This window comes from Sphingomonas sp. dw_22 (genome assembly GCF_018449795.1).
GTDB lineage: Bacteria > Pseudomonadota > Alphaproteobacteria > Sphingomonadales > Sphingomonadaceae > Sphingomonas.
The window spans coordinates 19,994-40,748 of record NZ_JAAVVE010000001.1 but is presented as its reverse complement, the minus strand read 5'-3'; the positions used below and the strand labels follow the sequence as shown (position 1 = coordinate 40,748).

General features: G+C 65.9%; 19 protein-coding genes and 2 tRNA genes. 8 read left to right on the top strand and 13 right to left on the bottom strand.

Going from position 1 to position 20,755, the window contains the following annotated elements; genetic code table 11:
* Window positions 1-11: 11 nt before the first annotated feature.
* Entirely contained in the window at window positions 12-3,026 is a 3,015-nt protein-coding gene (gene traA / locus HB724_RS00205) for a Ti-type conjugative transfer relaxase TraA (protein WP_213978883.1), read from the bottom strand.
* Between the two features lie 171 nt (window positions 3,027-3,197).
* Here traA and HB724_RS00200 point away from each other — a divergent pair, with 171 nt between their 5' ends.
* Together HB724_RS00200 and HB724_RS00195 are read left to right on the top strand one after the other, a co-directional pair.
* Window positions 3,198-3,503, top strand: a complete 306-nt coding sequence (locus tag HB724_RS00200; RefSeq protein WP_213978882.1) for a conjugal transfer protein TraD — start codon at window positions 3,198-3,200, stop codon at window positions 3,501-3,503.
* Between the two features lie 37 nt (window positions 3,504-3,540).
* Entirely contained in the window at window positions 3,541-3,759 is a 219-nt protein-coding gene (locus HB724_RS00195) for a conjugal transfer protein TraD (protein ID WP_213978881.1), read from the top strand.
* Here the strand turns inward: HB724_RS00195 and HB724_RS00190 are convergent.
* Together HB724_RS00190 and HB724_RS00185 are read right to left on the bottom strand one after the other, a co-directional pair.
* On the bottom strand, window positions 3,737-4,048 hold the full coding sequence (locus HB724_RS00190) for a GIY-YIG nuclease family protein (RefSeq protein WP_213978880.1): 312 nt from the start codon (window positions 4,046-4,048) through the stop codon (window positions 3,737-3,739). The two genes, HB724_RS00195 and HB724_RS00190, sit on opposite strands and share 23 nt — an antisense overlap.
* A 39-nt stretch (window positions 4,049-4,087) precedes the next feature.
* Window positions 4,088-4,471 (bottom strand): hypothetical protein, encoded by a 384-nt coding sequence (locus HB724_RS00185; protein ID WP_213978879.1) that lies wholly within the window; start codon window positions 4,469-4,471, stop codon window positions 4,088-4,090.
* 29 nt (window positions 4,472-4,500) lie between these two features.
* On the opposite strand from HB724_RS00185, the gene HB724_RS00180 reads away from it, so the two are divergent.
* Window positions 4,501-4,851 (top strand): hypothetical protein, encoded by a 351-nt coding sequence (locus tag HB724_RS00180; RefSeq protein WP_213978878.1) that lies wholly within the window; start codon window positions 4,501-4,503, stop codon window positions 4,849-4,851.
* A gap of 53 nt (window positions 4,852-4,904) precedes the next feature.
* On the opposite strand, the gene HB724_RS00175 is transcribed toward HB724_RS00180, so the two are convergent.
* Complete coding sequence (locus tag HB724_RS00175; protein ID WP_213978877.1) at window positions 4,905-5,621, bottom strand: hypothetical protein; 717 nt, start codon at window positions 5,619-5,621, stop codon at window positions 4,905-4,907.
* Between the two features lie 569 nt (window positions 5,622-6,190).
* Between HB724_RS00175 and HB724_RS00170 the strand changes: the two genes are divergently transcribed.
* On the top strand, window positions 6,191-6,397 hold the full coding sequence (locus HB724_RS00170) for an AlpA family phage regulatory protein (RefSeq protein ID WP_213978876.1): 207 nt from the start codon (window positions 6,191-6,193) through the stop codon (window positions 6,395-6,397).
* A 12-nt stretch (window positions 6,398-6,409) separates the two neighbouring features.
* Here the strand turns inward: HB724_RS00170 and HB724_RS00165 are convergent, their stop codons facing one another.
* The 8 genes from HB724_RS00165 to HB724_RS00130 form a co-directional block, all read right to left on the bottom strand.
* Complete coding sequence (locus tag HB724_RS00165) at window positions 6,410-7,642, bottom strand: integrase arm-type DNA-binding domain-containing protein (RefSeq protein WP_213978875.1); 1,233 nt, start codon at window positions 7,640-7,642, stop codon at window positions 6,410-6,412.
* Window positions 7,643-7,806: 164 nt separating this feature from the next.
* Window positions 7,807-7,882 (bottom strand) — tRNA-Glu (locus HB724_RS00160).
* 52 nt (window positions 7,883-7,934) lie between these two features.
* On the bottom strand, window positions 7,935-10,208 hold the full coding sequence (locus HB724_RS00155) for a TonB-dependent receptor (RefSeq protein ID WP_213978874.1): 2,274 nt from the start codon (window positions 10,206-10,208) through the stop codon (window positions 7,935-7,937).
* A gap of 44 nt (window positions 10,209-10,252) precedes the next feature.
* Entirely contained in the window at window positions 10,253-10,666 is a 414-nt protein-coding gene (locus HB724_RS00150; RefSeq protein WP_213978873.1) for a hypothetical protein, read from the bottom strand.
* A gap of 44 nt (window positions 10,667-10,710) precedes the next feature.
* Window positions 10,711-11,064 (bottom strand): DUF952 domain-containing protein, encoded by a 354-nt coding sequence (locus tag HB724_RS00145; RefSeq protein WP_213978872.1) that lies wholly within the window; start codon window positions 11,062-11,064, stop codon window positions 10,711-10,713.
* 3 nt (window positions 11,065-11,067) lie between these two features.
* Window positions 11,068-11,979, bottom strand: a complete 912-nt coding sequence (locus HB724_RS00140; RefSeq protein WP_213978871.1) for a collagen-binding domain-containing protein — start codon at window positions 11,977-11,979, stop codon at window positions 11,068-11,070.
* A 108-nt stretch (window positions 11,980-12,087) separates the two neighbouring features.
* Window positions 12,088-14,898 (bottom strand): DNA gyrase subunit A, encoded by a 2,811-nt coding sequence (gene gyrA / locus HB724_RS00135; RefSeq protein WP_213978870.1) that lies wholly within the window; start codon window positions 14,896-14,898, stop codon window positions 12,088-12,090.
* Window positions 14,899-15,011: 113 nt separating this feature from the next.
* Complete coding sequence (locus HB724_RS00130; protein WP_213978869.1) at window positions 15,012-15,602, bottom strand: hypothetical protein; 591 nt, start codon at window positions 15,600-15,602, stop codon at window positions 15,012-15,014.
* A gap of 206 nt (window positions 15,603-15,808) precedes the next feature.
* On the opposite strand from HB724_RS00130, the gene HB724_RS00125 reads away from it, so the two are divergent.
* Window positions 15,809-17,086 (top strand): tetratricopeptide repeat protein, encoded by a 1,278-nt coding sequence (locus HB724_RS00125; RefSeq protein WP_213978868.1) that lies wholly within the window; start codon window positions 15,809-15,811, stop codon window positions 17,084-17,086.
* 69 nt (window positions 17,087-17,155) lie between these two features.
* Here the strand turns inward: HB724_RS00125 and HB724_RS00120 are convergent, their stop codons facing one another.
* On the bottom strand, window positions 17,156-17,623 hold the full coding sequence (locus HB724_RS00120; RefSeq protein WP_213978867.1) for an Lrp/AsnC family transcriptional regulator: 468 nt from the start codon (window positions 17,621-17,623) through the stop codon (window positions 17,156-17,158).
* Between the two features lie 174 nt (window positions 17,624-17,797).
* Between HB724_RS00120 and HB724_RS00115 the strand changes: the two genes are divergently transcribed.
* The 3 genes from HB724_RS00115 (at window position 17,798) to HB724_RS00105 (ending at window position 20,745) form a co-directional block, all read left to right on the top strand.
* The gene (locus HB724_RS00115) at window positions 17,798-19,600 is read left to right on the top strand and encodes a HAMP domain-containing sensor histidine kinase (RefSeq protein WP_256731205.1); all 1,803 of its coding nucleotides are present in this window, start codon (window positions 17,798-17,800) and stop codon (window positions 19,598-19,600) included.
* 2 nt (window positions 19,601-19,602) lie between these two features.
* Window positions 19,603-20,679 (top strand): polysaccharide deacetylase family protein, encoded by a 1,077-nt coding sequence (locus tag HB724_RS00110; RefSeq protein ID WP_346344627.1) that lies wholly within the window; start codon window positions 19,603-19,605, stop codon window positions 20,677-20,679.
* Window positions 20,670-20,745 (top strand) — tRNA-Ile (locus tag HB724_RS00105). The genes HB724_RS00110 and HB724_RS00105 overlap by 10 nt, the downstream gene beginning before the upstream one ends.
* Window positions 20,746-20,755 lie beyond the last annotated feature (10 nt).

The following is a 20,755-nucleotide window of genomic DNA, read 5'->3' as shown; positions in this document are numbered from 1 at the left end:
TTCTCCTGTGGTTAGCGGCTCATGCCGCGGCCGATCTGGCGGCCGTGATCGAAGGGAATGGAATCGGCGATGTCGCGCGACAGGGTGCGCCCCAAGTCCCTGCCGAGCTCAAGGCCAAGCTCGCGGCTTCTGAGGCCCAGCACCGATTCGAGCTGGGCGTCGCGCTCGAGGCTTTTCGCCATGCTGGCCATCTGCTGCGCGGCGGTCTTCGCTCCCCGGAAATCGCCGTCGCGCAGCAGTTCCTGATGGGCACGCTGCAATTGCTGCCAGCCCTCCACGAACCTGTCAGCGCGGTTGTAAGGATCGATGCGGATTTCCGATTCCAGTTGCATCGCGCGCATCGCAGCCTGGCCGCGTCCCTGGGCGGCTTCGCGGATGAGTTCCGGGCTGTGACGAAAGGCGCTGTTCAAATCGGTGGAGCCTTCGGGCCGGATCGTGTCCAGAGCATCGCGCGCTCGGGTAAACGCCTCGCGCTGGTGGGGCATGGGGTCGATACCGTGCGCGCGGGTCTGCTGGATCGCGTCGAGCGCCTTGGCGTAACGCTCGACCGCGCCGCGCAAGCCGCTCGCCCGTAGCGGCTGCGAGTCATGCTCACGCTGCTGCTGACGGGCAGGATCGAGGCCCGGCGCGGAAACGAAACGGCCAAGGTCAAGGCCGTCGAACATGCCGCGACGGGATTCGGGCGTGGGCGATGGCTCGCGCTGCTGACCGGGGAGCGAGAGGCGCAACCCGTCGAAGATCCCGCGCGCCTTCTCCGCCCCTGCGCGGGCGATCTCCATGACACGCTCGCCAAAGCTGATGCCGCGCCGCTCGGCAAACTCGCGGACAGGTTCGACGCGCGCATAGTCGCTCGTCATGTCCTTGGTGCGCTCGCGGGACAGTGTGCGGACAAGGCGGGCATCGTCTTTGAAGTCATCGCGGCCGTAGTGGAGGGCCATGCCGTCGCGGTGGCGCGTCATCCCGACATAAGCGCCGTGCCGATCCATTCCCGGCGTGGCGAGCATATGGGAGCGGTCCACGCTCATGCCCTGCGCCTTGTGGATCGTGGCGGCGTAACCATGATCGACATGGGCGTAATCCTTGGTGTCGAATGCCACGGAACGCCCGTCATCGGTGCGGATGGTCATGCCCTGCTGGTTCACTTGCTCGACGGTCCCCAGCGTGCCGTTCTTCATCTCAAGGCCGCGCTCGTTGCGAAGGAACATGATGCGGTCGCCGCTAGCGAACATGCGATTGCCGCGCTCGGCCTTCACCAACACGTCATCGCCAAGCTTGCCCGCCGTCCGCATCCGGTCGCGCGCCGCCGCGTTCAGTTCGCGCACCTCGTCATTGGTGTGGGTGAGGATGATGCGCGTTTGATCCGGTGCGGCGATGCGCTCGCGATCCCAACGCTCGACAAGTTCGCCGCGCGCCTGCTCGCGTCTCTCGGCCGCGTGGATCATGCCATGATCCGCATAGGCCCGGATCGCCTCGCCGGTCCTGCCGGTGGCAAGGTTCCGGGTGGCGTCCTGCTGCCAGCCCTCATGCTGGCGGCGAACCTCCGTAATCTCGACGCCGCCGTGGCGCTCATGGATCGCCCGGAACGCCGCGCCCGCCTCGATCGCCTGCAACTGCTGCGGGTCGCCTACCAGCACGACCTTTGCGCCGGCGTCGGCGGCATGGGACAGCACGCGCTCCATCTGGCGCGTGCCGATCATGCCCGCCTCGTCGATCACCAGCACGTCGCGGGCGGTGAGAAGGTCGCGCCCCTGCGACCAGCCATGTTCCATGCTGGCGATGGTGCGCGAGGCGATGCCGGAGCCGTTCTCCAAGCCCTCCGCCGCGATGCCGGACAGCGCCGCTCCGCACACCTCGAACCCCGCGCGCTCCCATGCCTCCCGCGCAACGCCAAGCATCGCGCTCTTGCCGGTGCCCGCATAGCCGACGACGACGCTCAAGCTCCGGTCGCCCGTCACATGCTCGAACGCCCCGCGCTGCTCGCCGGTCAGCGCCAGCCCGTGCCCTTCCGCCTGCGCCAATGCGGCGGCGCGATCCTTCTCGTCCACGCGATGCCGTTCGCGCTCTGCCATCAATTCCGATGCGCGCTGCAACCGCTGCTCGGTTTCGATCATGTCGCGGCTGGTAAACCGATCCTGGCCGCGCCCATCCTTGCCCAGGGCGACAAGATCGGGCGAGCCGCGCACCGCGCTCATCGCGGCGTCAAACTGCTCTTTCCCGTCGCTGTGGCGGTGGATGAACATCGCCATGTTGCGGCGCGTGAACGTCGCTTGGCCGTGGGTAATTGCGTCCAGGGCGAGACGCGGGTTCTCGATGATGCGTTCACCATTGCGGCGCGCAATCTCGCGGTGATCCTCGATGCGCTCGGACTCAAGCCCGCGCTCGCCCATCCGCTGCGCGGCGGGGCCGATCTTGTCCTGCGGCTCAAGCCCGATGCCCTGTGCCTCAAGGCTGCGATGATCGATGCGGGCATCTATGTCGAGTTCGGCAAGCCGCGTGTTGACATGATCGGCCCAACGCTCGCGCCATTGCTCGACAAGCTCGGCCTTGTTCCAGTCGCGAACCTTCGCGCCGAACCCGTCTTCGCCCACCTCGCGCATGGTGAGCATGACATGGGCGTGCGGCTTGGCGAGGCCGTCCGTGCCGACATCCCAATGCACGTTGAGGTCGGCGATCATGCCGCGATCGACAAACACGGCCTGCGAGAAGTCGCGGGCAAGCTCGATGCCCTGCGCCTGCGTCATCTCGCGCGGAATGGCGAACTCGACTTCGCGCGATAGCTGCGCATCCTTCCGCTTCTCGCCGGCCTCGACCGCGTTCCATAGTTTTTCGCGGTCGACCAGTTCCTCGGGCGCGTTCTCCGGCAAAAGGATTTCCGAATGGACGACGCCCGACTTGTTGGTGAAATCATGGTTGCGATCCAGCCGTTCGTCGTGCAGCCGGTCGGCCGAACGATAGGCGGCCGCCGCCACGGCGCTGCGTCCGCCGGCGCGGCTGATGACCTTCACGCTGAAATGGTATATCGCCATAGCGGCATACCATTTACACTTCTGAGCGCACGTCGGAACGACGTATAAGCGCGCCCTCCTCGAATAAAATCCGAGCAGGGACTAGGCGGTTCCAGAACGTCCCGGCGACTCTACTGCATCACGCAAAGCAATACTCTAGAATCACTCCATCCGACAAGAATGGAGACTGTGATGCGTAAACCGCGCGACTTTGATTCGGAGCTGAAGGCGCTGGCCGACAGAGCGAAGGCGCTCAAGGAACGGCGGGTGCGCCAGCTTGGCGAGCTGGTCGCGGCAACCGGGGCCGATGCACTCGACGCCGATCTGCTCGCGGGCGTGCTGCTCGATGCCGTCGCCAACAAAGATGTCGCGACAAGCGAGGGGTGGCGCAAGGCAGGCGCGGCCTTCTTTCGCGGCAAGCAACGCCGGCCTGCGTCGCGATCTGAACAACAACCGAAAGGCGCTCTACCGCTTGAAGGCGGCGCGGCATCGCGTTGAGGCACGCAAAGCGCGAATAGACACGCGGGAGTGGGTGATGAAACGCCGGGAGAGAACGCGCCATTTGATCGAATTGGGCGGCCTTGTCGTCAAGGCCGGACTGGTCGATCTGACCGATGACGATCGCGCCACCCTATACGGTGCGTTCCTCTCCATTGCGGTCAAGCTGCAAGGCGAAGAACGCGACAACGTGCTCGTCCTGTGGAAGCGGCGCGGCAAGCGGGCGTTCGACGCTATTGAAACTTCCGTTTCCTGAAAGCTGACACGTCGATCGAAGTCAGCTTGAACCATTCGCCGTTTGCGCGGCGATCGGCGAAGCGACGATGCCAATAGGCTTCGATGCCCGGCGGATCGTCGGTGCGGATCGAATGGACCAATTCGGCCTTGTCCGGCAGGGCGACGCGAATCTCCTTTACTCGCCGTTCCAGTTCGTCGCTGCGCCCGATCTTGTAGAAGTCACCGGACTTAATGAGATAGACGAAGCCTTCGATCGACTTCGATGGTGGACGGGGCTGCAAAGCGGCGTCCGCTTGATCGGGCAGCATCGCCGCAATGTCCGAAAGCGTCGTATCTGCCGCCGCGTATTAGGCAAGCGCCACAATCATGTCGGATCGCCGCCCGAAATGACGCTTAATGACGCTCGGATGCGGGACCGACGGCTCGGCTCGTCGCAGCACTTCGAGTTCAGAGCCGGTTGGAAGGCGGCCGTAGTGTCGGCAAGCCGCGATCAAGCCTGAAAGAACATCGCCGGAATCGCCGCGACCGTTCCACTTGTTAGGCTCAAACCCGGCTTCAAGAAGGGCATCGCCCCAACGCGGCCAATATCGCCCACGCCATTGGTGCTCGGCAATGCCGGTTTCCTTGGCGAACAGCTTTTGTCCGGGCGGTTGTCCGCTCAATGCCGCTAATCGCCGTATCTCCGAAATGATTTCGTCCCGCATCCCGAAACTGTAGAACGAACGTCGCATCGGGCAACGATCGTCGTTACACTGTCGGAATGGCGCAGCTCATTCCACTTCTGACAGCGTTCGGCCTCGGATCGATCGTCACGGCCCTGGTCCAATCATGGCTGGCGCAACGATCGAAGCAGGACGAGCGCGCGTTTCGCGAGAAGCAAGCTGCATATGTCGGATTGTTGGAAGCCTATCATCGCGCGGCTGTCGAAGGGACGGACGAAGCTGCCAAGGCGTTTGCCTACTGGCAGATGCGATGCGAGTTGGTTGCACCAGCTTCAGTTCGTGATGCGATCCGCCGAATTGTCGAAACCAATGATGATCGTGCGGCGCGTATGAAGGCCGATCACGACCTGAAGGAAGCGATGCGAGCCGATCTAAGAATCACGAAATGAGGGCGGGTATTCGAGATTACCCGGTCGCCCTGCATCCTCGCATGGACTAGCAGTCAGCCGTCCGGCTCAACCGCTGTCTGGATACCTCGGCTACGTGCTTCGACTGCTGCTTGAGCCAAGAAATCCTCGATGGCGGCAACGGATTGTTGACGACATAGGTTGAGGGCTTCGACTTCCGTGAGGCAGTCGATCCCGTAGCCGAACTGGCTTTTCCAGAGGTCATCAAGTGCTTCGCCATGACGCTCCCATAGCAGGTTTCGCGTGGCGGGTCGCAATGAAATTGCGCGGGCGTCGCGGCTCTCGGTCAGCGTCGTGATCGCGATGACCATTCCGCCGCGCGCTTCGACATGACCGCGCAAATTGGCGAGTGTGCCGCCCAAGCCGACATGATCGTCAACCAACACATAGCTTGCGCCTTGCTGCACCGGCCCCTCGAACGTGGCTGGTGTCACAAGACGCTGAAAGGCTGGCGCGCGTGTGTGCCCAACCTTGTTGGTCTGGACGATCTCGCCCGCGATCACCGCAAGGCGGAGTTCATCGCCCAATATCTGCGCCATCGCATCGGGGATCGCGTTGAAGCCCGTCAATTCGTCCGCGATGACAGGCAGCAACAATGCGGGCCGGTCGTGGACAATCAACCGGAGCTGCTCAATCCCGGCGGCTGACAGAAGATCGGAAGCGAGCGTAAGCGCCGCGTCGGCGTCTCCTGCTTTGGCGGCTCCGTAGCCGGGATGGTTGTCGCGCGTCCGAACATCGGTGTGGATCACCACATCGGGGAAATCGGCGGGCCAAGGCAATCGGATGGGTAGTGCGTGGGGCATAGGCTGTTCATGCCACGAGCGAACGGAAACGCCACAAACCAATCACGCACCAACCCGAACCAAAAAAATCTCATGCCGTCTCACGAAGTTGGCGCGATCGGCACTGTAGTGCCTCCCCCTCTTGCGTTCCCGAATAACTCGATACAGCATGCGGTCTTGGCGGACGAGTTGGTTATGTTTGGGAAGGTCCGCCATGTCGTGCGAATCGGAATCAGGCCGAGTTCATCGGGCCGCGTCTGCTCCACCACAAAAGCCGGTCGTTGCTGTGGCCCATTTGTCACGGCGGACAAAGAAACGTGCGAGTATAGGGAGCGAATTTTCGCCCCGTTCCTCCGTCCACCGACATACGCCGCCGTTTGCCGTAGTTCGCCGCCGTTGCCCACCGTTACCCACACTTAGACCGCCGTGAGCACTATGCTCGCCACATCTTGACCGGAGCACTCTTGCATCGTGCTTCCGGCTTACCAATGCTTTGTTTTGGGGGTTTTATCAATCGTCATAGAATGGAAGTGCGTCCCGTGAGTAACAAGGAAAGGATTGTCCGTCTCAAGACCGTGCTGACCCGCACCGGCCTGTCCCGCTCCACCCTCTACCGCAAGGTCGCCGAAGGCACGTTCCCGCGCCAGGTGCCGATCAGCGTCCACGGCACCGGCTGGTATGAGTCCGCCGTGGATCGCTGGATCGCCAATCCCGCAGGCTACCGCGAAGATCGCGCCGCCGAATGACGCAAGGCCGGGTTACTCCCCGGCCTTCGCCTTGCGGAACGTGCCCTTGATGACTTTCGCACCGTCGCGGAGGAAATCGAGATGGTCCGACCAGTGCTGCATCATCCGCACGCGCTCGTCCCAATATTCGCCCCGCGTGTAGGCGCGGCGCACCGCGTTGTTGTCGCAATGGGCAAGCTGGCGCTCAATCGCGTCGGGATGCCATAGGCCCATTTCGTTCAACAGCGTCGCCGCCATTGCCCGGAAGCCGTGGCCGGTCATTTCGTCCTGAGCGAAGCCCAAGCGCCGCAACGCCGCGTTGATGGTGTTCTCCGACATGGGCCGATCGACCGAACGCAGCGACGGGAACAAGTAGGAGCTATACTCGGCGTCATGCTCGATGGTTTCGAGGATTGCCAGCGCCTGCCGGGACAGGGGGATGCTGTGGACGCGCCGCATCTTGGTCTTGTGCGGCGGGATCGTCCACAAGGCTTTGTTGAAATCGAAGTCGGCCCATTCGGCATAGCGAAGTTCGCCGGGGCGCACAAAGACATGGGGCAAGAGCCGCAGCGCCGCCTTGGTGTTGGGATGCCCCTCGAACGCCTCAATGGCGCGCAGCAGGCCGCCCGCCTTGTCGGCGTTGGTGATCGCGGCGCGGTGGACGGGCTGGGGAGCGATCAGCGCGCCGCGAAGGTCGGCGGCAACGTCGCGCTCCGCTCGCGCTGTGGCGATGGCGTAGCGGAATATCTGGCTGCACGTGCTGCGAAGCCGCTTAGCCGTCTCGTAGCGGCCTTTGCCCTCCATCTTGCGGAGCATGATAAGAAGCTCCTGCGCGGTGAGGGAGGCGACGGGGCGCTTGCCGATGGACTCATTGATGAAGTCCAGCAGCCAGCGCAGTTTCTTCATGGTAACGGCAGAACGGCCCTCACGCTCGACCTTCACAAGCCATTCGTCGGCCACTGCCTTGAAGCTGTTGGAGGCCGCGACGGCTGCCGCAACCTTTTCCAGCTTGATCCGCTCGGCCGGATCGTCGCCGCGCGCCAGAACCTTTCGGGCCGCGTCGCGCTGCTCGCGGGCTTCGGCAAGGCCGGTATCGGGATAGACGCCAAAGGCCAGCGTCTTCTGCTTGCCAAGGTGGCGGTAGTTCATCCGCCAGTAGCGTCCGCCATTGGGGGTGACATACAGGAACAGCCCGTCGCCATCAGTGAGCTTGTAGGGCTTTGCGCGGCCCTTGGCGTTTTTGATCGAAACAGCGGTAAGCGCCATGATGGTATCTCCTTTTGGGGGAGGACCGCGCTACCATCAGATATACCATCAACATGGTGGTATCCGGTGGCACGAAGCCGCTCCGTATGGGATACCTATACCACGAAAAACCCGCAGAAATCAGCCAGTTATGGCATCTTCTGGAACCCTCTGGGAGAGGATTTTGGTGACCCCTACGGGACTCGAACCCGTGTTTTCGCCGTGAGAGGGCGACGTCCTAGACCGCTAGACGAAGGGGCCATGTGCTGCGGAAGGCGGGCACTTAAGGGTACCCGCCTTGGTCGTCAAGCGCTCATAGCCGCATTGTTGCTTCGACCGTTACCGATCGCTGCGGGAATGGGTGGAACAGGAAATATTTGTCGTTGGTCAGGTTATCGATGCCGAGCGCGAAAGCGTAGCGTTTGTTCACCTGGAAGCGGGCGCGGGCGTCGATGACGAGATATTTGTAGAAGCCCTGCCACGTGTTCCCGATCACGTCGCTGTTATCGAGGCTGCCCCAGTTGCGGCTGGCATAGCGGGCGGCGGCGGTGAGCGAGACCGTGTCGTCCGGCCGCCAGGTGGCGACGGCGCTCGCCTTCCAGCGGGGCACGCTGGGCAGCATCTTGCCGATCGCAGCGGGGAAGGCGGTGTCCTCGCGCGTCGTGGCGTCGGCATAGGTCAGGCTGCCGGCCAGATCGAAGCGCGGCAGCACGTCGCGGCGATCGAGCGCAAGCTCTACGCCGCGCGCGCGGGTGCGCCCGACATTCTGGACATAATTGTAGAGCGTCGCCGATCCCGCCACGAGCGGCGCCGATTGCGATACCAGCGCATCCTCGACGATCTCGTTGAACAGCGACAACCGTAGCGAGCCATGGCCATCGGCGTGCTCGATCGCGAGTTCCTCGGACAGCGCGCGTTCCGCCCGGAGCGTCGGATCGGGCACGCTGAGTGTCGTGCCGGTCGTCACCGCCTGATAGAGTTCGCCCACGGTCGGGAAGCGATAGGCTTTGCCGGCGGAGAGCCGCACCGTCCAGTCGGCGGCGGGCGCCCAGGCGATGGATGCCTTGGGGGAGAAGCCGTGCGCATGCCGCTCGGGCTGGGTCACCGCCAGCGCGGGCGTCAGTGAATAGTTGTAGCCGTCGAACGCGCGCCACCATTCATAGCGTCCGCCCAGGGTGAGCGTGACGGGGCCGGCCTGGATCGCGTCCTGTGCCCAGAGGGCGAAGGTTTCGGTCTTGCCACGCGAGGCGAGGTTGAGCGCGCCCTGGGTGCCTCGGATCCAGTCGGCGGTGGCGTAGCGGTCGCTGTCGATCGTGAAGCGGTCCCAATGGCCGCCTGCGCTCAGGCCTCGCCAGTTCGCCTTGGCGTCAAGCGTGCGCCAGCCGGTGCCGTCGAGGCGGACGATCTGCCCCGCGCCGCCGGCATTCGCCGCCGGGAGCGCGCCGTTCGGGCTGCGCTGCACGTCGCGGTCGAAATCGTAGAGCGAGCCGATCAGCTCCCAGGCCAGCGCGCCCGTGCCGCGCGCGGAGAGGGTGTGCGACCAATGCCGCGAGTCCTTCGAATAGACTCCGCCTGAAAAGGCGCTCGCGGCGATGCCGTAGGGATAACCGCCGATATTGAGCGACCCTGAATAGACCTGGCCTGATCCGTTCGAGAGATAGGTCTCGGCGGCGGCATTGGTGTTATCGAGGAACAGGCCGCCGACATAGCGGAGCTGGACCCCGTCGGTGACGTCGAGCGCGGCCTTGAGCTTGAACACGTCCTGATGCTGCGTCTCCAGCCCCGAGGCCCCGAGCACGCGGATCGGTGCCCCGGTGCGGCTCAGCGCGTCATAGCCGCCGGTCGCGGCGCTTCCGCCAGTGCCCGGTGTGGCGGGCCGGTTGGCGGTGACGAAGCTCAGCGGCTGCCCCTTGCTCGCGGTATGCGTGGCGGCGGCAAACAGCGAGAGCGGCCCGAAGCGATCGCCCAGCGTGCCGGCGACTTGCCAGGTCGGGTAGAGCGCCTTGGTGCCGTACTGGCTATAGTCCTGGATGTTGGTGAGCGCGCTCAGCGTACCCTCCAGCTTGTCGGGCAACCGCGTGGTGATGTTGACTACCGCGCCGATCGAACTGCCCGGATAGGCGGCCGAGAAGGGGCCGTAGAGGACGTCGATCCGCTCGATCTCCTCGGGCGAGACCAGGCCCCAGCGCGGGCTGGCGCTGGTGTTGTTGTTGCCGATCAGCGAGGAGAGCAGTGCGCCGTCGGCGTAGATCAGGCTGCGCGCGCTGGCGCCCAGGCCCGAGGTGCGCGTGGCCAGGGGGGCCTGGGTGTCGCCGATATGGCGCTTCCGCACGACCAGGCTGGGCAGGTATTTGACCGTGTCCTCGACATTGACGGCGTTGATCGTGGCGTCGATCCGCTCGGCATCGATATGGGCGCTGGTGGAGGGGGCGTTCTCGATCGTCGCGTGATCGCGCTGGCCGGTGACGATGATGACGGGCTTGTGGCTCCCGTCCTGGTCCTTGTCCTCATCCGAGGCATGGGCGGGAAACGCCAGCAGGGTGGCGAGAACGAGTGAAACGCGGGGCAGGCGCCCGCGGCATGGCATTGAGAAAGACATAGATGCTCCGACTGAAACAGGAAAATTCCGGTTCAGGCGTGGAGCGGCGGTCCTGTGGCGAAGGGCGGCGGTGCGACAAGGCCGCGGCCGGGAAAGGCGGGCAGGACAGGGTGGACCGCCACCGGCTCGTGCGCGGCCGGCATGGGCAGGGGGGCCGGGGCGACCTGCGCGATCGGATGCGCGGCGGCGGCGAAGGCGCAGGGCTGGTCGGAAGCGGGCTTGTGCTTCGGCGCGTCCTGCCCGCCCAGGGCCTTGTCGATCAGTACCCTGGCTTCGGCGGGGGCGGCGTCGCCCATGCCGCTGCACCAGGCGAGCGTGACGCCCTGGGCATAGGCTTGTGGCATCCAGCCGGCGGGGACGGCGATGCGAAACAGCAGCGAGCACGCGACGAGGAACAGCGCGACGCGCCGCCATCCTCCCGCACGCATGTTCGCGGTTCCGATCATCGTGCCGCCTCTCGACTTCCGAGGGGGGATTGGCAAGTCCGGATTCAACCGGTGACGGGCAGGCGCAATGCCCCGTCGGGTTCGTATTGCAGCTCGCTATAGGCGATGACGGCGTCCAGCGGCAGCGTGCCGTAGATATGCGGGAACAGCGCGCCGCCGCGCGAGGTCTCCCATCTCACCGCATCGCCCAGCACCGCCAGATCGACCGCCACCAGCCAGAGATCCTGCTGACCGGCGAAATGCTTGTCGATCGTCCCGCCGAGCTGGCCGGCGGTCGAGAGATGGATATAGCCGTCCGCCATATCGACCGGCGCGCCCGCGAACGCGCCGTCGCGTTCCAGCGCTGCCATCTGATCGGCGGTCAGCACCTTGTAGGCGAGCAGGGGGCGATCGGTCATGAGCTATGCGAACGCGCGAGCACCTCGCTTGCGCCGGCGCAGCGCCGCGCCGGCCAGGGCGAAACCGCCGATCATCATGCCCCAGGCGGCCGGCTCGGGCACGCCGGTCGGCGTCGGGTCCAGCAGCGTGCCGGCATAGGGATCATAGTTGAATTGCCCGCCGCCGGTCATGGAATTGGCGATCAGCGTGCCGTTGAACTGGCCGCTGTTGAAATTCACGTTCGCCTGCGGCGCCAGGATCGATCCCTTGATCGAAATGCCCTCGATCGTCAGCGATTTCGCTTCGTAGAAATTGAACAGGACATGGTCGGCGGCGATGCCGGTCAGGTTGATGCCCAAATTGTGGAACATGTCCGCCACGCCGCTCACATTGATGACGACGAATGCGTCTTTCGAAGCGCTGATGTTGAAACTGTTCGCGCCCGACAGGTTCGCGCCCGAGACATTGAATATGTCGAGCGCGGCGCCGGAACCGGTCAGCGTATAGCCGCCATATTGCCACGTCATCGCGCCCGTTTCGGCTTCGCTGGCGAGCGTGCTGGAAAGGCCGAACATCCGCAGCTGCTCGGCTGCGAAATCGATGCCGGTGGAATCCGCGCGCGCCGCGCCGTTCCCGAAGCTCGCGCTGCTGCCGACGTTCAGCGATCCGCCCACGGCGTTGCCGTGAACGAGCCGGCCGTTGTTGAAGCTGAGCTTGCCACCGGCGACCAGATTGTCGCTGTCGGCATAGGCGGAGCCCAATTTTTCGCCGACGCTGTAGCCGCTGATCGATACGTCGCCCCCCGCCGCGAGCCGGCCTTCGACGTCGCTGCCCGACGCGCTGTAATTGCCGAATACGAAGACGTTATAATCCTTCGCGGTCTGCGCATGGGCGGAACCGGCGGCGAACAGGGCGCACGCAGCGGCAATCTTCACTGAACGATGAATGGACATATAACTCCGATCGGCACCTTACCCTGGCACCGGGCGCTACATAGGCGCGGGCAAGGGCCGATATTAGTCAAATTCTGTAAAATCGGACGGCTATGCGTCGTCCCCCTGTCCCGGATCGGGATTTCCATCGGCGTCGCCGCCCGGACCCGCCGCCAGATCCTCGCCCGTATCGGCGTCCGGCGTCGCGGCACCTGCGACAGCGCCGTCGGCCAGATCCACCTCGGCTTCGTCCTCGCTCTCCTCGATCCGTGCGGCCGAGACGACATGCTCGTCGTCGGCGACGTCGAACAGCTTCACGCCCGCCGAACCCCGGCCGATCACGCGCGTATCGCCCACATTCATGCGGATCAGCTTGGCCTGATCGGTGACGAGCATGAGCTGCTGGCCGTTATGCGCCGGGAAGCTGGCGACGACCGGACCGTTGCGCTTGAGATTGTCGATATTGGTGATGCCCTGGCCGCCGCGGCCGGTGCGGCGATATTCGTAGGCCGAAGAGCGCTTGCCATAGCCGTTGGCGCAGACGGTGAGGATGAACTGCTCCTTGTCCTTCAGCTCCTCGAAGCGGGCATCGTCCATCTGGCGCGGCGCGCGCTCGGAATCCTCGCCCTTCCAGGGGGCGTGGCGCAGATAGTCGTCGCGCTCCTCCTGGTCGCGGATGCCGGCGCGGTGAAGCACCGAAAGCGAGATCACTTCGTCGCCGCCGGCCAGGCTGATGCCGCGCACGCCGGTGGAGTTGCGGCTCTGGAACTCGCGCACCTCGGTCGCGGCGAAGCGGATCGCCTTGCCCTGGCGGCTGGCGAGCAGCACATCGTCGCCCTCGTCCATCAGCGCCACGCCGATCAGCCGATCATCGGCATCGTCGCCTTCGAACTTCATCGCGATCTTGCCGTTCGAGGGGACGTTGGTGAACGCATCCATCGAGTTGCGGCGCACGCTGCCCTTGGCGGTGGCGAACATGACGTGGAGCGCGCCCCATTCCTCCTCGTTCTCGGGGAGGGGAAGCACGGTCGATATCGTCTCGCCGTTCGCCAGCGGCAGCAGGTTTATCATCGGCCGCCCGCGCGTGGCCGGCCCGCCCTCGGGCAGGCGCCACACCTTCATGCGATAGACCTTGCCGGCGGTGGAGAAGAACAGCACCGGGGTGTGCGTGCTCGTCACGAACAGGTGGGTGACGACGTCCTCGTCCTTGGTCGCCATGCCGGCGCGGCCCTTGCCGCCGCGGCGCTGCGCCCGGAAGGTCTCGAGCGGCGTGCGCTTGATATAGCCTTCCATCGTCACGGTGACGACCATGTCTTCGCGCTCGATCAGGTCTTCGTCCTCGATCCCGTCGGCGGCGGCGGCGATCTCGGTGCGGCGCGGGGTGGCATAGGTGTCGCGCACCAGCACCAGCTCGCCGCGCAGCACCGTGTAGAGCTTGGCGCGGTTGCCCAGGATCTCGAGCAACTCGGCGATCGATTCGGCCAGCTTGGCGAGCTCGTCGCCGATCTCGTCGCGGCCGAGCGCGGTGAGGCGGTGCAGGCGCAGGTCGAGGATCGCGCGAACCTGGACGTCGCTCATGCGATAGACGTCGCCGGTGACTTCGGTCTCCACGGCTTCGACCAGGCGGATATAGGATGCGATCTCGGCGATCGGCCATTCGCGCATCAGCAGCGCCTCGCGCGCCGCGGTCGGGCTGGAGGAGCCGCGGATGATGCGGACGACCTCGTCCAGATTGGTGACCGCGATCACCAGGCCGAGCAAGATGTGCGCCCGGTCGCGCGCCTTGGCGAGCTCGAACTTCGAGCGCCGGGTGATGACCTCCTCGCGGAAGCGGACGAACGCCTCGACGATGTCGAGCAGGTTGAGCAGTTCGGGCCGGCCGCCGCGGATCGCGAGCATGTTGGCCGGGAAGCTCGATTGCGCCGGGGTGTTGCGCCACAGCTGGTTGAGCACGACTTCCGGCGTGGCGTCGCGCTTCAGGTCGATGACGATGCGGACGCCCTCGCGCGAGGATTCGTCGCGGATGTCGCTGACGCCCTCGACGCGCTTTTCCTTCACCGACTCGGCGATCTTCTCGACCAGCGCGTTCTTGCCCTGCTGATAGGGGATCTCGGTGAGCACGATCGAGCGGCGCTCGCCGCGCTGCTCGAACTCGTAGCGCGAGCGGACGATGATCGATCCGCGCCCGGTCTGGTAGGCCGAGCGGCAGCCCGAGCGGCCAAGGATCAGCGCGCCGGTCGGGAAGTCCGGCCCCGGCACGATCTCCATCAGGTCTTCGAGGGTGACCGCCTCGCGGGCGCCGGTCATGCCGTCGATATAGGCGAGGCAGGCGTCGATCACTTCGCCGAGGTTGTGCGGCGGGATGTTGGTCGCCATGCCGACCGCGATGCCTCCGGCACCGTTGACCAGCAGGTTGGGGAAGCGCGCGGGCAGGACCGTCGGCTCGCTTTCCGAGCCGTCGTAATTGTCCTGGAAGTCGACGGTATCCTTGTCGATGTCGTCGAGCAGCGCCGATGCGACGCGGGCGAGCCGCGCCTCGGTATAGCGCATCGCCGCCGGCTTGTCGGGGTCCATCGAGCCGAAATTGCCCTGGCCGTCGATCAGCGGCACCCGCATCGCCCAATCCTGGGCCATGCGCGCCATCGCGTCGTAGATCGAGCTGTCGCCGTGCGGGTGATATTTACCCATCACGTCACCGACGAGGCGGGCCGATTTGCGATAGGCCCGGCCGGCGACATAGCCGCCTTCCTGCGCGGCGTAGAGGATGCGGCGATGGACGGGCTTCAGGCCGTCGCGGACATCGGGCAGGGCGCGCGCTACGATCACGCTCATCGCGTAATCGAGGTACGAGGTCTTCATCTCCTCGACGAGCGAGATCGGCGTAATGTCGGAGGGGTCGGCGAGGACGGTCTCGTCGGTCAAAGGATCATGTCTTTCGGGTTTTGTGACGTTACGATGGCTCTAGCGGGGCGGATGCCTTCTGCCAACCCCGCGCGCCCGCGCGTGCGTGTACGCGCGCGAGGGTCTAAGGCCTCTCAGAGGCTCGCGACGCCGCAGGCGCGCGCCACGTCCTCGCCATTGCCGAGCGCCAGCGATGCCTTGATCTGCTCGCCGATCGCGGCCGAGAAAGCGTCTTCGGATGTGATGCCGTGCGCGTTCAGCGCTGCGTCGGTCAGGCGGTCGCTGATCGGGGCCAGCACGGTCTGGATCCTGTCCAGCGCGCCGGCATCGCCGCTATCCTCCTCCAACTGGCCCGCCGCGCCCCTGAATATGCCCAGGATGCCGAAACACATCAGATCGCGCTGAAACGTATCGGCCGGCAGCCGAACCGTGGCGCTCGCACGGGCGAGCGGGAAGCGGCGGTCGCATTCGGGGAGCAGGGCCTTTGCCGAGTCGGCGGTCTGGTCGGCCGCGCCGGTCAGCTCGCCCATGCGCTCGAGAAAGGGCTTGCCGCCCGGATCGGCCTTTGCCGCCTGCATCACGAAATGGCTGACCTGCGACGTGATCCGCATGGGATTTTCCGAGGGGCTGGCGACCGCGACAGCCATCGCGCAGGCGAGCGCGGCCTTCGAATCATCGGCATCGAGAGTCGCGGTCTGGGCCATCAAAGCAAGCAGGATCGGCATTTTCTTTTTCCCCCGGATCGTTTGTCGAGCCTAAACGTCAATCGCAGACAAATGCCAGCAAGGATCGGTGCGGATGGATCGCAGGCATTCAATCCGCGTTCATCAAGCGATCTGCATCGGTTACCGGTGCGCTTGAACGGCGCGGGGCGCGCAATTAGAGGAGCCGGGATCCCGTCTGCCCGTTCCCCCACGAGGAGAGTTCTACAATGAGGTTCGTATCCAAGCTGGCGCTGGCCGCAGTGCTGTCAATGGGCGCCACCGTCCTGGGTGCGGCGCCTGCCGCCGCGCAGAAGGCCGACAAGAAGGCGGACAAGGACGCCGGGCTCAAGGTCAGCGACGAGTTCCGCAAGCCGGCTGCCGCCGCCGAAACCGCCGTCAACGCCAAGGACTGGGCGACCGCCGAACCCAGTATCGCCGCCGCCGAAGCCGCCGCGAAGAATGACGACGAGCGCTATTATGCGGCGTGGCTCCGCTTCCGCATGGACGCTTCGCGCAACAACGAGGAAGGCCAGTTGAAGGCGCTGCCCATCCTGGTCGCCAGCCCGCGGACGCCCGCCACGGACATGCCGATCTACCAGGGGCAGTACAACTTCCTGCTCGGCCAGCAGGCGGCTTCGCAGAAGAAGTTCGCCGAGGCGATTCCGCTGCTGCTCAAGGCGCGCGAGGCCGGTTCGAAGCAGCCCGACATCGAGATCCTGCTCGCCAATGCCTATTCGGCGACGGGCAAGCCCGCGGAGTCGGTGGCCGAAGTCAATCGCGCGATCGAGGCCAACAAGGCGACGGGCAAGAAGGCGCCCGAAGCTTGGTATCGTTTCGCCATTCCGCGCGTCTACCAGACCGGTGATCGCGCGGCGACGGCGCAGTGGCTATCGCGGCTGCTGGCGGATTACCCCTCGGTGCAGAACTGGCGCTGGGGCATCCTGATCTTCCGCGAAGGCGCCAACAGCTCGGGCGCGCGGTTCAGCAACGCGCAGAAGATCGACCTGTATCGCCTGATGCGCGCCACCAAGGCGCTGGCCGACCTCAACGACTATCTCGAATATTCGAACCTCGTCACCCAGGCCGGCCTTCCCTGGGAAGCCGTGGCGGTGGTCGGCGACGGCCGCGCCTCGGGCAAGGCGCCTGCCGGCAATGCCGATCTCGACCGGATGTATGCCGCGGCGCAGACCCGCGTGAAGGCCGAGGGCTCGCTCGACACGCTGGCGAAGCAGGCTGCCACGGCCAAGGACGGCAGCACCGCCTCGCAGACCGCCGATGCCTATCTGGCCTCGGCCAATTACGCCAAGGCGCTCGAGCTCTACGACCTTGCCGTCCAGAAGGGCGGCGTGAACGCGGACGAGGTGAACCTGCACCGCGGCCAGGCGCTCTATTATCTCGGCCGCAAGGACGAGGCGCGCACCGCCTTCGGCCTGGTCAAGGCGCCCGGCTCGGCAGACGTCGCCCTGCTGTGGACCACGGCGCTGGACCTGCCGCCGCTCGCCTGAGCGGCGCGGGATCGCGAAGATACGGAGAGGGGCGGCCGCGAGGCCGCCCCTTCTCACATCTCGGGGCTTTTACATCTCGGGGACAGGCACGCCCGGCAGCGATTTCGACGTGCGGATCGTCAGCGACGTCTTCACATGCTCGACATTGGGCGCGGTGGTGAGCTTGGTCGTCAGAATCTGCTGGAAGCTCTGCAGGTCCGGCGCGACGATCTTCAGGATGAAGTCGATCTCGCCGTTCAGCATATGGCATTCGCGCACTTCGGGGATGTCCGCGACGAGCTGCTCGAACGCGCGCAGATCAGTGTCCGCCTGGCTCTTCAGGCTCACCATCGCGAAGACGGTGAGGTTATAGCCCAGCGCTACCGGATCGAGCGCCGCGTGATAGCCGCTGATCGCGCCTTCCTGCTCCAGCGCGCGGACGCGCCGCAGGCAGGGCGGGGCTGTCAACCCCACACGTTCGGCCAGTTCGACATTGGTCATTCGGCCATTGTCCTGGAGCAAGCCGAGGATTCGCACGTCGATATCGTCGAATCGCATCCTGATTCCCGTAGATTCGTTTCCTGAGATTGCTCGCTAGCATAATTATATTACGCCGCAACGCAATTGTCCCACAATGCGACGTGCCGAAATGGGCTGTTTTCGGGGGTGCCCGGCGGCGGTTAATGAATCGTTTACGGCCCGCTTCCCGGCGCCGGTGGACGGGACTTCGCCTTGCGCTTCGACGACACTCTGGAGACGGTGCTCGCGGCCGATCTGAACACGCCCTATGGCGTGCATTCGGCATGGCGGCAACTCGTCGACTTGATCGGCCGGCGCCGCGTCGCCGCCGACACCAGGGCGATGGCGACGCTGCGCGCGATCCGCGGCCAGGTTTCTGCGCCCGTCCGGGCCGCCAGCGCGCGTGCGCTTGAATTCGCGAATCCGCCCGCGCCGCTGGTGCGCCTCTTCGCGCTCGACGACATCGCGATCGCGCTGCCCGTGCTGCGCAGCGCGCGCCTGGCCTCGGCCGAATGGGTGCAGTTGCTGCCCGAGCTCGCGCCGGCCGCGCGCTCGGTGCTGCGCCATCGCCGCGATCTCGGCCCGGTCGTGAAGCGCGCGCTCGAAAGCTTCGGGCCCATCGATTTCGTGCTGCCCGACGAAAGCGACCGGACGGCGCCTGCCGTGACCCCTCCTGCGCCGGCTGAAGACTATTCCTTCATCGCGCTGGCTTCCGGCGCGCCGGGCGGGATCGTGACGGAGCCGGTCCAAAGCGGGACGATCTCTGTGGACAACCCGGTCGAGGCCATTGCATCGGTTGAGCCGTCGGCGCAGATTCCCGGCATGGATCAGGCGGATTTGACGGTGCTCCAGGCGTCGCACCCGGCATTCGACGTGCCCGAGGGCGATGCCGTCGAGGGCGGGGGACCGTTCGAGATTGCCGAAGTGGTCGCGCGGATCGACGCTTTCTGGCGCGATCGCGAAGAGACGGGGCCGCGCCCGCTTCGCCCGCTTCCCCGCGCTGAGGATTTCCGTTTCGAAACCGATGCCAAGGGCATCGTCCGCTGGGTGGCGGGCGTCAGCCGCGCGCCGGTCGTCGGTCTCTCGCTCGATTTCCAGGGCACGTCGGAGGGCAGCCGGGTCGACGGCATCGCTTCGGGCGCGTTCCGCCGCCGCGCCAGCTTCAGCACCGCGCGGATGACGATCGAAGGCGATTCGGACGCGAGCGGCGATTGGCTGATCTCCGCCGTTCCCGTGTTCGATCCCGCCAATGGCCGCTTCACCGGCTATCGCGGCACCGCGCGCCGCCCGCGCACCGACGAGCGCGCCGAGCCGGTGCGCGCGCCGGCCGCGCCGCCCGCCGATTCGCTGCGCCAGCTCGTTCATGAGCTGCGCACGCCCACCAATGCGATCGCCGGCTTCGCCGAGATGATCGAGACGCAGATGCTGGGTCCGGTCGCCGATCCCTATCGCGACCGCGCGCACATCATCCGCACCCAGGCGCGCGAGTTGCTCGGCGCGATCGACGATCTCGATCTCGCCGCGCGGATCGACAGCGCCGCACTCTCGCTGGTGCCGGGACGAGTCCATCTCCGCCCGCTGATTTCCGGCATCGCCGACGATCTGGCCGAGCTTGCCGCGCTGCGCGGCTCGATCATCTCGCTGCCGGTCGACGATCTGCTCGTCGAGGGCGATCGCCGCGCGGTCGAGCGGCTGCTCGCGCGGCTGATGGCGACGCTCGTCTCCGCCAGCGGCCCGGGCGAGCGGATCGGCGTCCAGCTCGCGCTGGAGAGCGATCACAAGGTTGCGATCACGATCGATCGGCCCGCGGCGCTTGCCGATTATCCGGGCGATTCGGTGCTCGGCATCGATGACGAGCGCGAGGATGCGACGCTGCTCGGCACCGGCTTCGCGCTGCGCCTCGCGCGCAATCTCGCCCGCGAGCTCGGCGGCTCGCTGCTGATCGCGCCCGAGAGCTTGACTTTGCGGCTCCCGGCATCCGTAAGCGAGCAGGTGGGACAGGCGCATCTGAGCTGATCGTGGGGGAGGCGACCCCGCCGGGCCGGGGGCAGGGCTATCGCGTGCCGGCGCCGGCACCCGGGGCGCTGCTCGACTGGCCGGATGCCTTCGGCACGCGCTTCGCCGTCTTCGTCGATACCGAGGAGGAGTTCGACTGGAGCGCGCCCTTCAGCCGTGACGCCTGCGGCACGCGTGCCATCGCCGCGATGCCCGCCGCGCATGCTCGGTTCGCGGATCATGGCGTCCCACTCACCTATCTGGTCGATTATCCGGTCGCCTCCACGCCCGGCTCGGTCGAGATCCTGCGCCGCCTGATCGAGGACGGCCGCTCGGCGGTGGGCACCCAGCTCCACCCCTGGGTCAATCCGCCGTTCGAGGAGGAAGTAGGCGATATCAACAGCTTCTCCGGTAATCTTTCGCCTGCGCTCGAAGCCGCCAAGCTGGCGCTGCTGACCGATACGATCGCCGAAGCCTTCGGCATGCGCCCGATCGTCTATCGCGCGGGGCGCTACGGCATCGGCCCGAACACGCTGGGGCTGCTGGCCGAACTCGGCTACCGCATCGATAGCTCGATGCGCGCTGCCTATGACTATTCCGGCGGCGGCGGGCCCGATTTCTCAAGGATAGGCAGCCACGCCTTTCGCACAGGCCCGGAAAGGCGCCTGTTCGAGCTGCCGCTCACCACCGTCTTCACCGGCATGGCTAGGGCAGGGGGCGTCGATCTCTATCGCCGGCTCTCGAAGGTTCCGCACGGCCGCGGCGTCGCCTCGCGCCTTCGCCTCCTCTCCCGCGTTGCGCTGACGCCCGAGGACATGCCGCTGGGCGAGGCGCTGGAGGCGGTGCGGGTGGCGGTGGGCGAGGGCGTGCGGCTGCTCAATTTCAGCTTCCACTCGCCGTCGATCGAGCCCGGCCATACGCCCTATGTGCGCGACGCCGCCGATCTCGCCGTATTCCATCGCTGGTGGGGTCGCATGTTCGCGCTGCTGGCGCACCTTGGCGTCGCGCCCGCGTCGCTGGCGGAGATCGTCGCTGCCGCCGACGCGGCTTGCGGCGCGGCCCAACCTTCCGCTAGTGCCACAGGCGCTGGGGGCCTGTAGCTCAACGGTTAGAGCTGGCCGCTCATAACGGCTAGGTTGCGGGTTCGAGTCCTGCCGGGCCCACCAGCATCGATTG

Bases quoted from the DNA above. Each gene is read 5' to 3' on its own strand.
- traA (WP_213978883.1), bottom strand. From the start codon at position 3,026: ATGGCGATATACCATTTCAGCGTGAAGGTCATCAGCCGCGCCGGCGGA.
- HB724_RS00200 (WP_213978882.1), top strand. From the start codon at position 3,198: ATGCGTAAACCGCGCGACTTTGATTCGGAGCTGAAGGCGCTGGCCGAC.
- HB724_RS00195 (WP_213978881.1), top strand. From the start codon at position 3,541: ATGAAACGCCGGGAGAGAACGCGCCATTTGATCGAATTGGGCGGCCTT.
- HB724_RS00190 (WP_213978880.1), bottom strand. From the start codon at position 4,048: ATGCTGCCCGATCAAGCGGACGCCGCTTTGCAGCCCCGTCCACCATCG.
- HB724_RS00185 (WP_213978879.1), bottom strand. From the start codon at position 4,471: ATGCGACGTTCGTTCTACAGTTTCGGGATGCGGGACGAAATCATTTCG.
- HB724_RS00180 (WP_213978878.1), top strand. From the start codon at position 4,501: ATGGCGCAGCTCATTCCACTTCTGACAGCGTTCGGCCTCGGATCGATC.
- HB724_RS00165 (WP_213978875.1), bottom strand. From the start codon at position 7,642: ATGGCGCTTACCGCTGTTTCGATCAAAAACGCCAAGGGCCGCGCAAAG.
- HB724_RS00155 (WP_213978874.1), bottom strand. From the start codon at position 10,208: ATGCCATGCCGCGGGCGCCTGCCCCGCGTTTCACTCGTTCTCGCCACC.
- HB724_RS00150 (WP_213978873.1), bottom strand. From the start codon at position 10,666: ATGATCGGAACCGCGAACATGCGTGCGGGAGGATGGCGGCGCGTCGCG.
- HB724_RS00145 (WP_213978872.1), bottom strand. From the start codon at position 11,064: ATGACCGATCGCCCCCTGCTCGCCTACAAGGTGCTGACCGCCGATCAG.
- HB724_RS00130 (WP_213978869.1), bottom strand. From the start codon at position 15,602: ATGCCGATCCTGCTTGCTTTGATGGCCCAGACCGCGACTCTCGATGCC.
- HB724_RS00125 (WP_213978868.1), top strand. From the start codon at position 15,809: ATGAGGTTCGTATCCAAGCTGGCGCTGGCCGCAGTGCTGTCAATGGGC.
- HB724_RS00120 (WP_213978867.1), bottom strand. From the start codon at position 17,623: ATGCGATTCGACGATATCGACGTGCGAATCCTCGGCTTGCTCCAGGAC.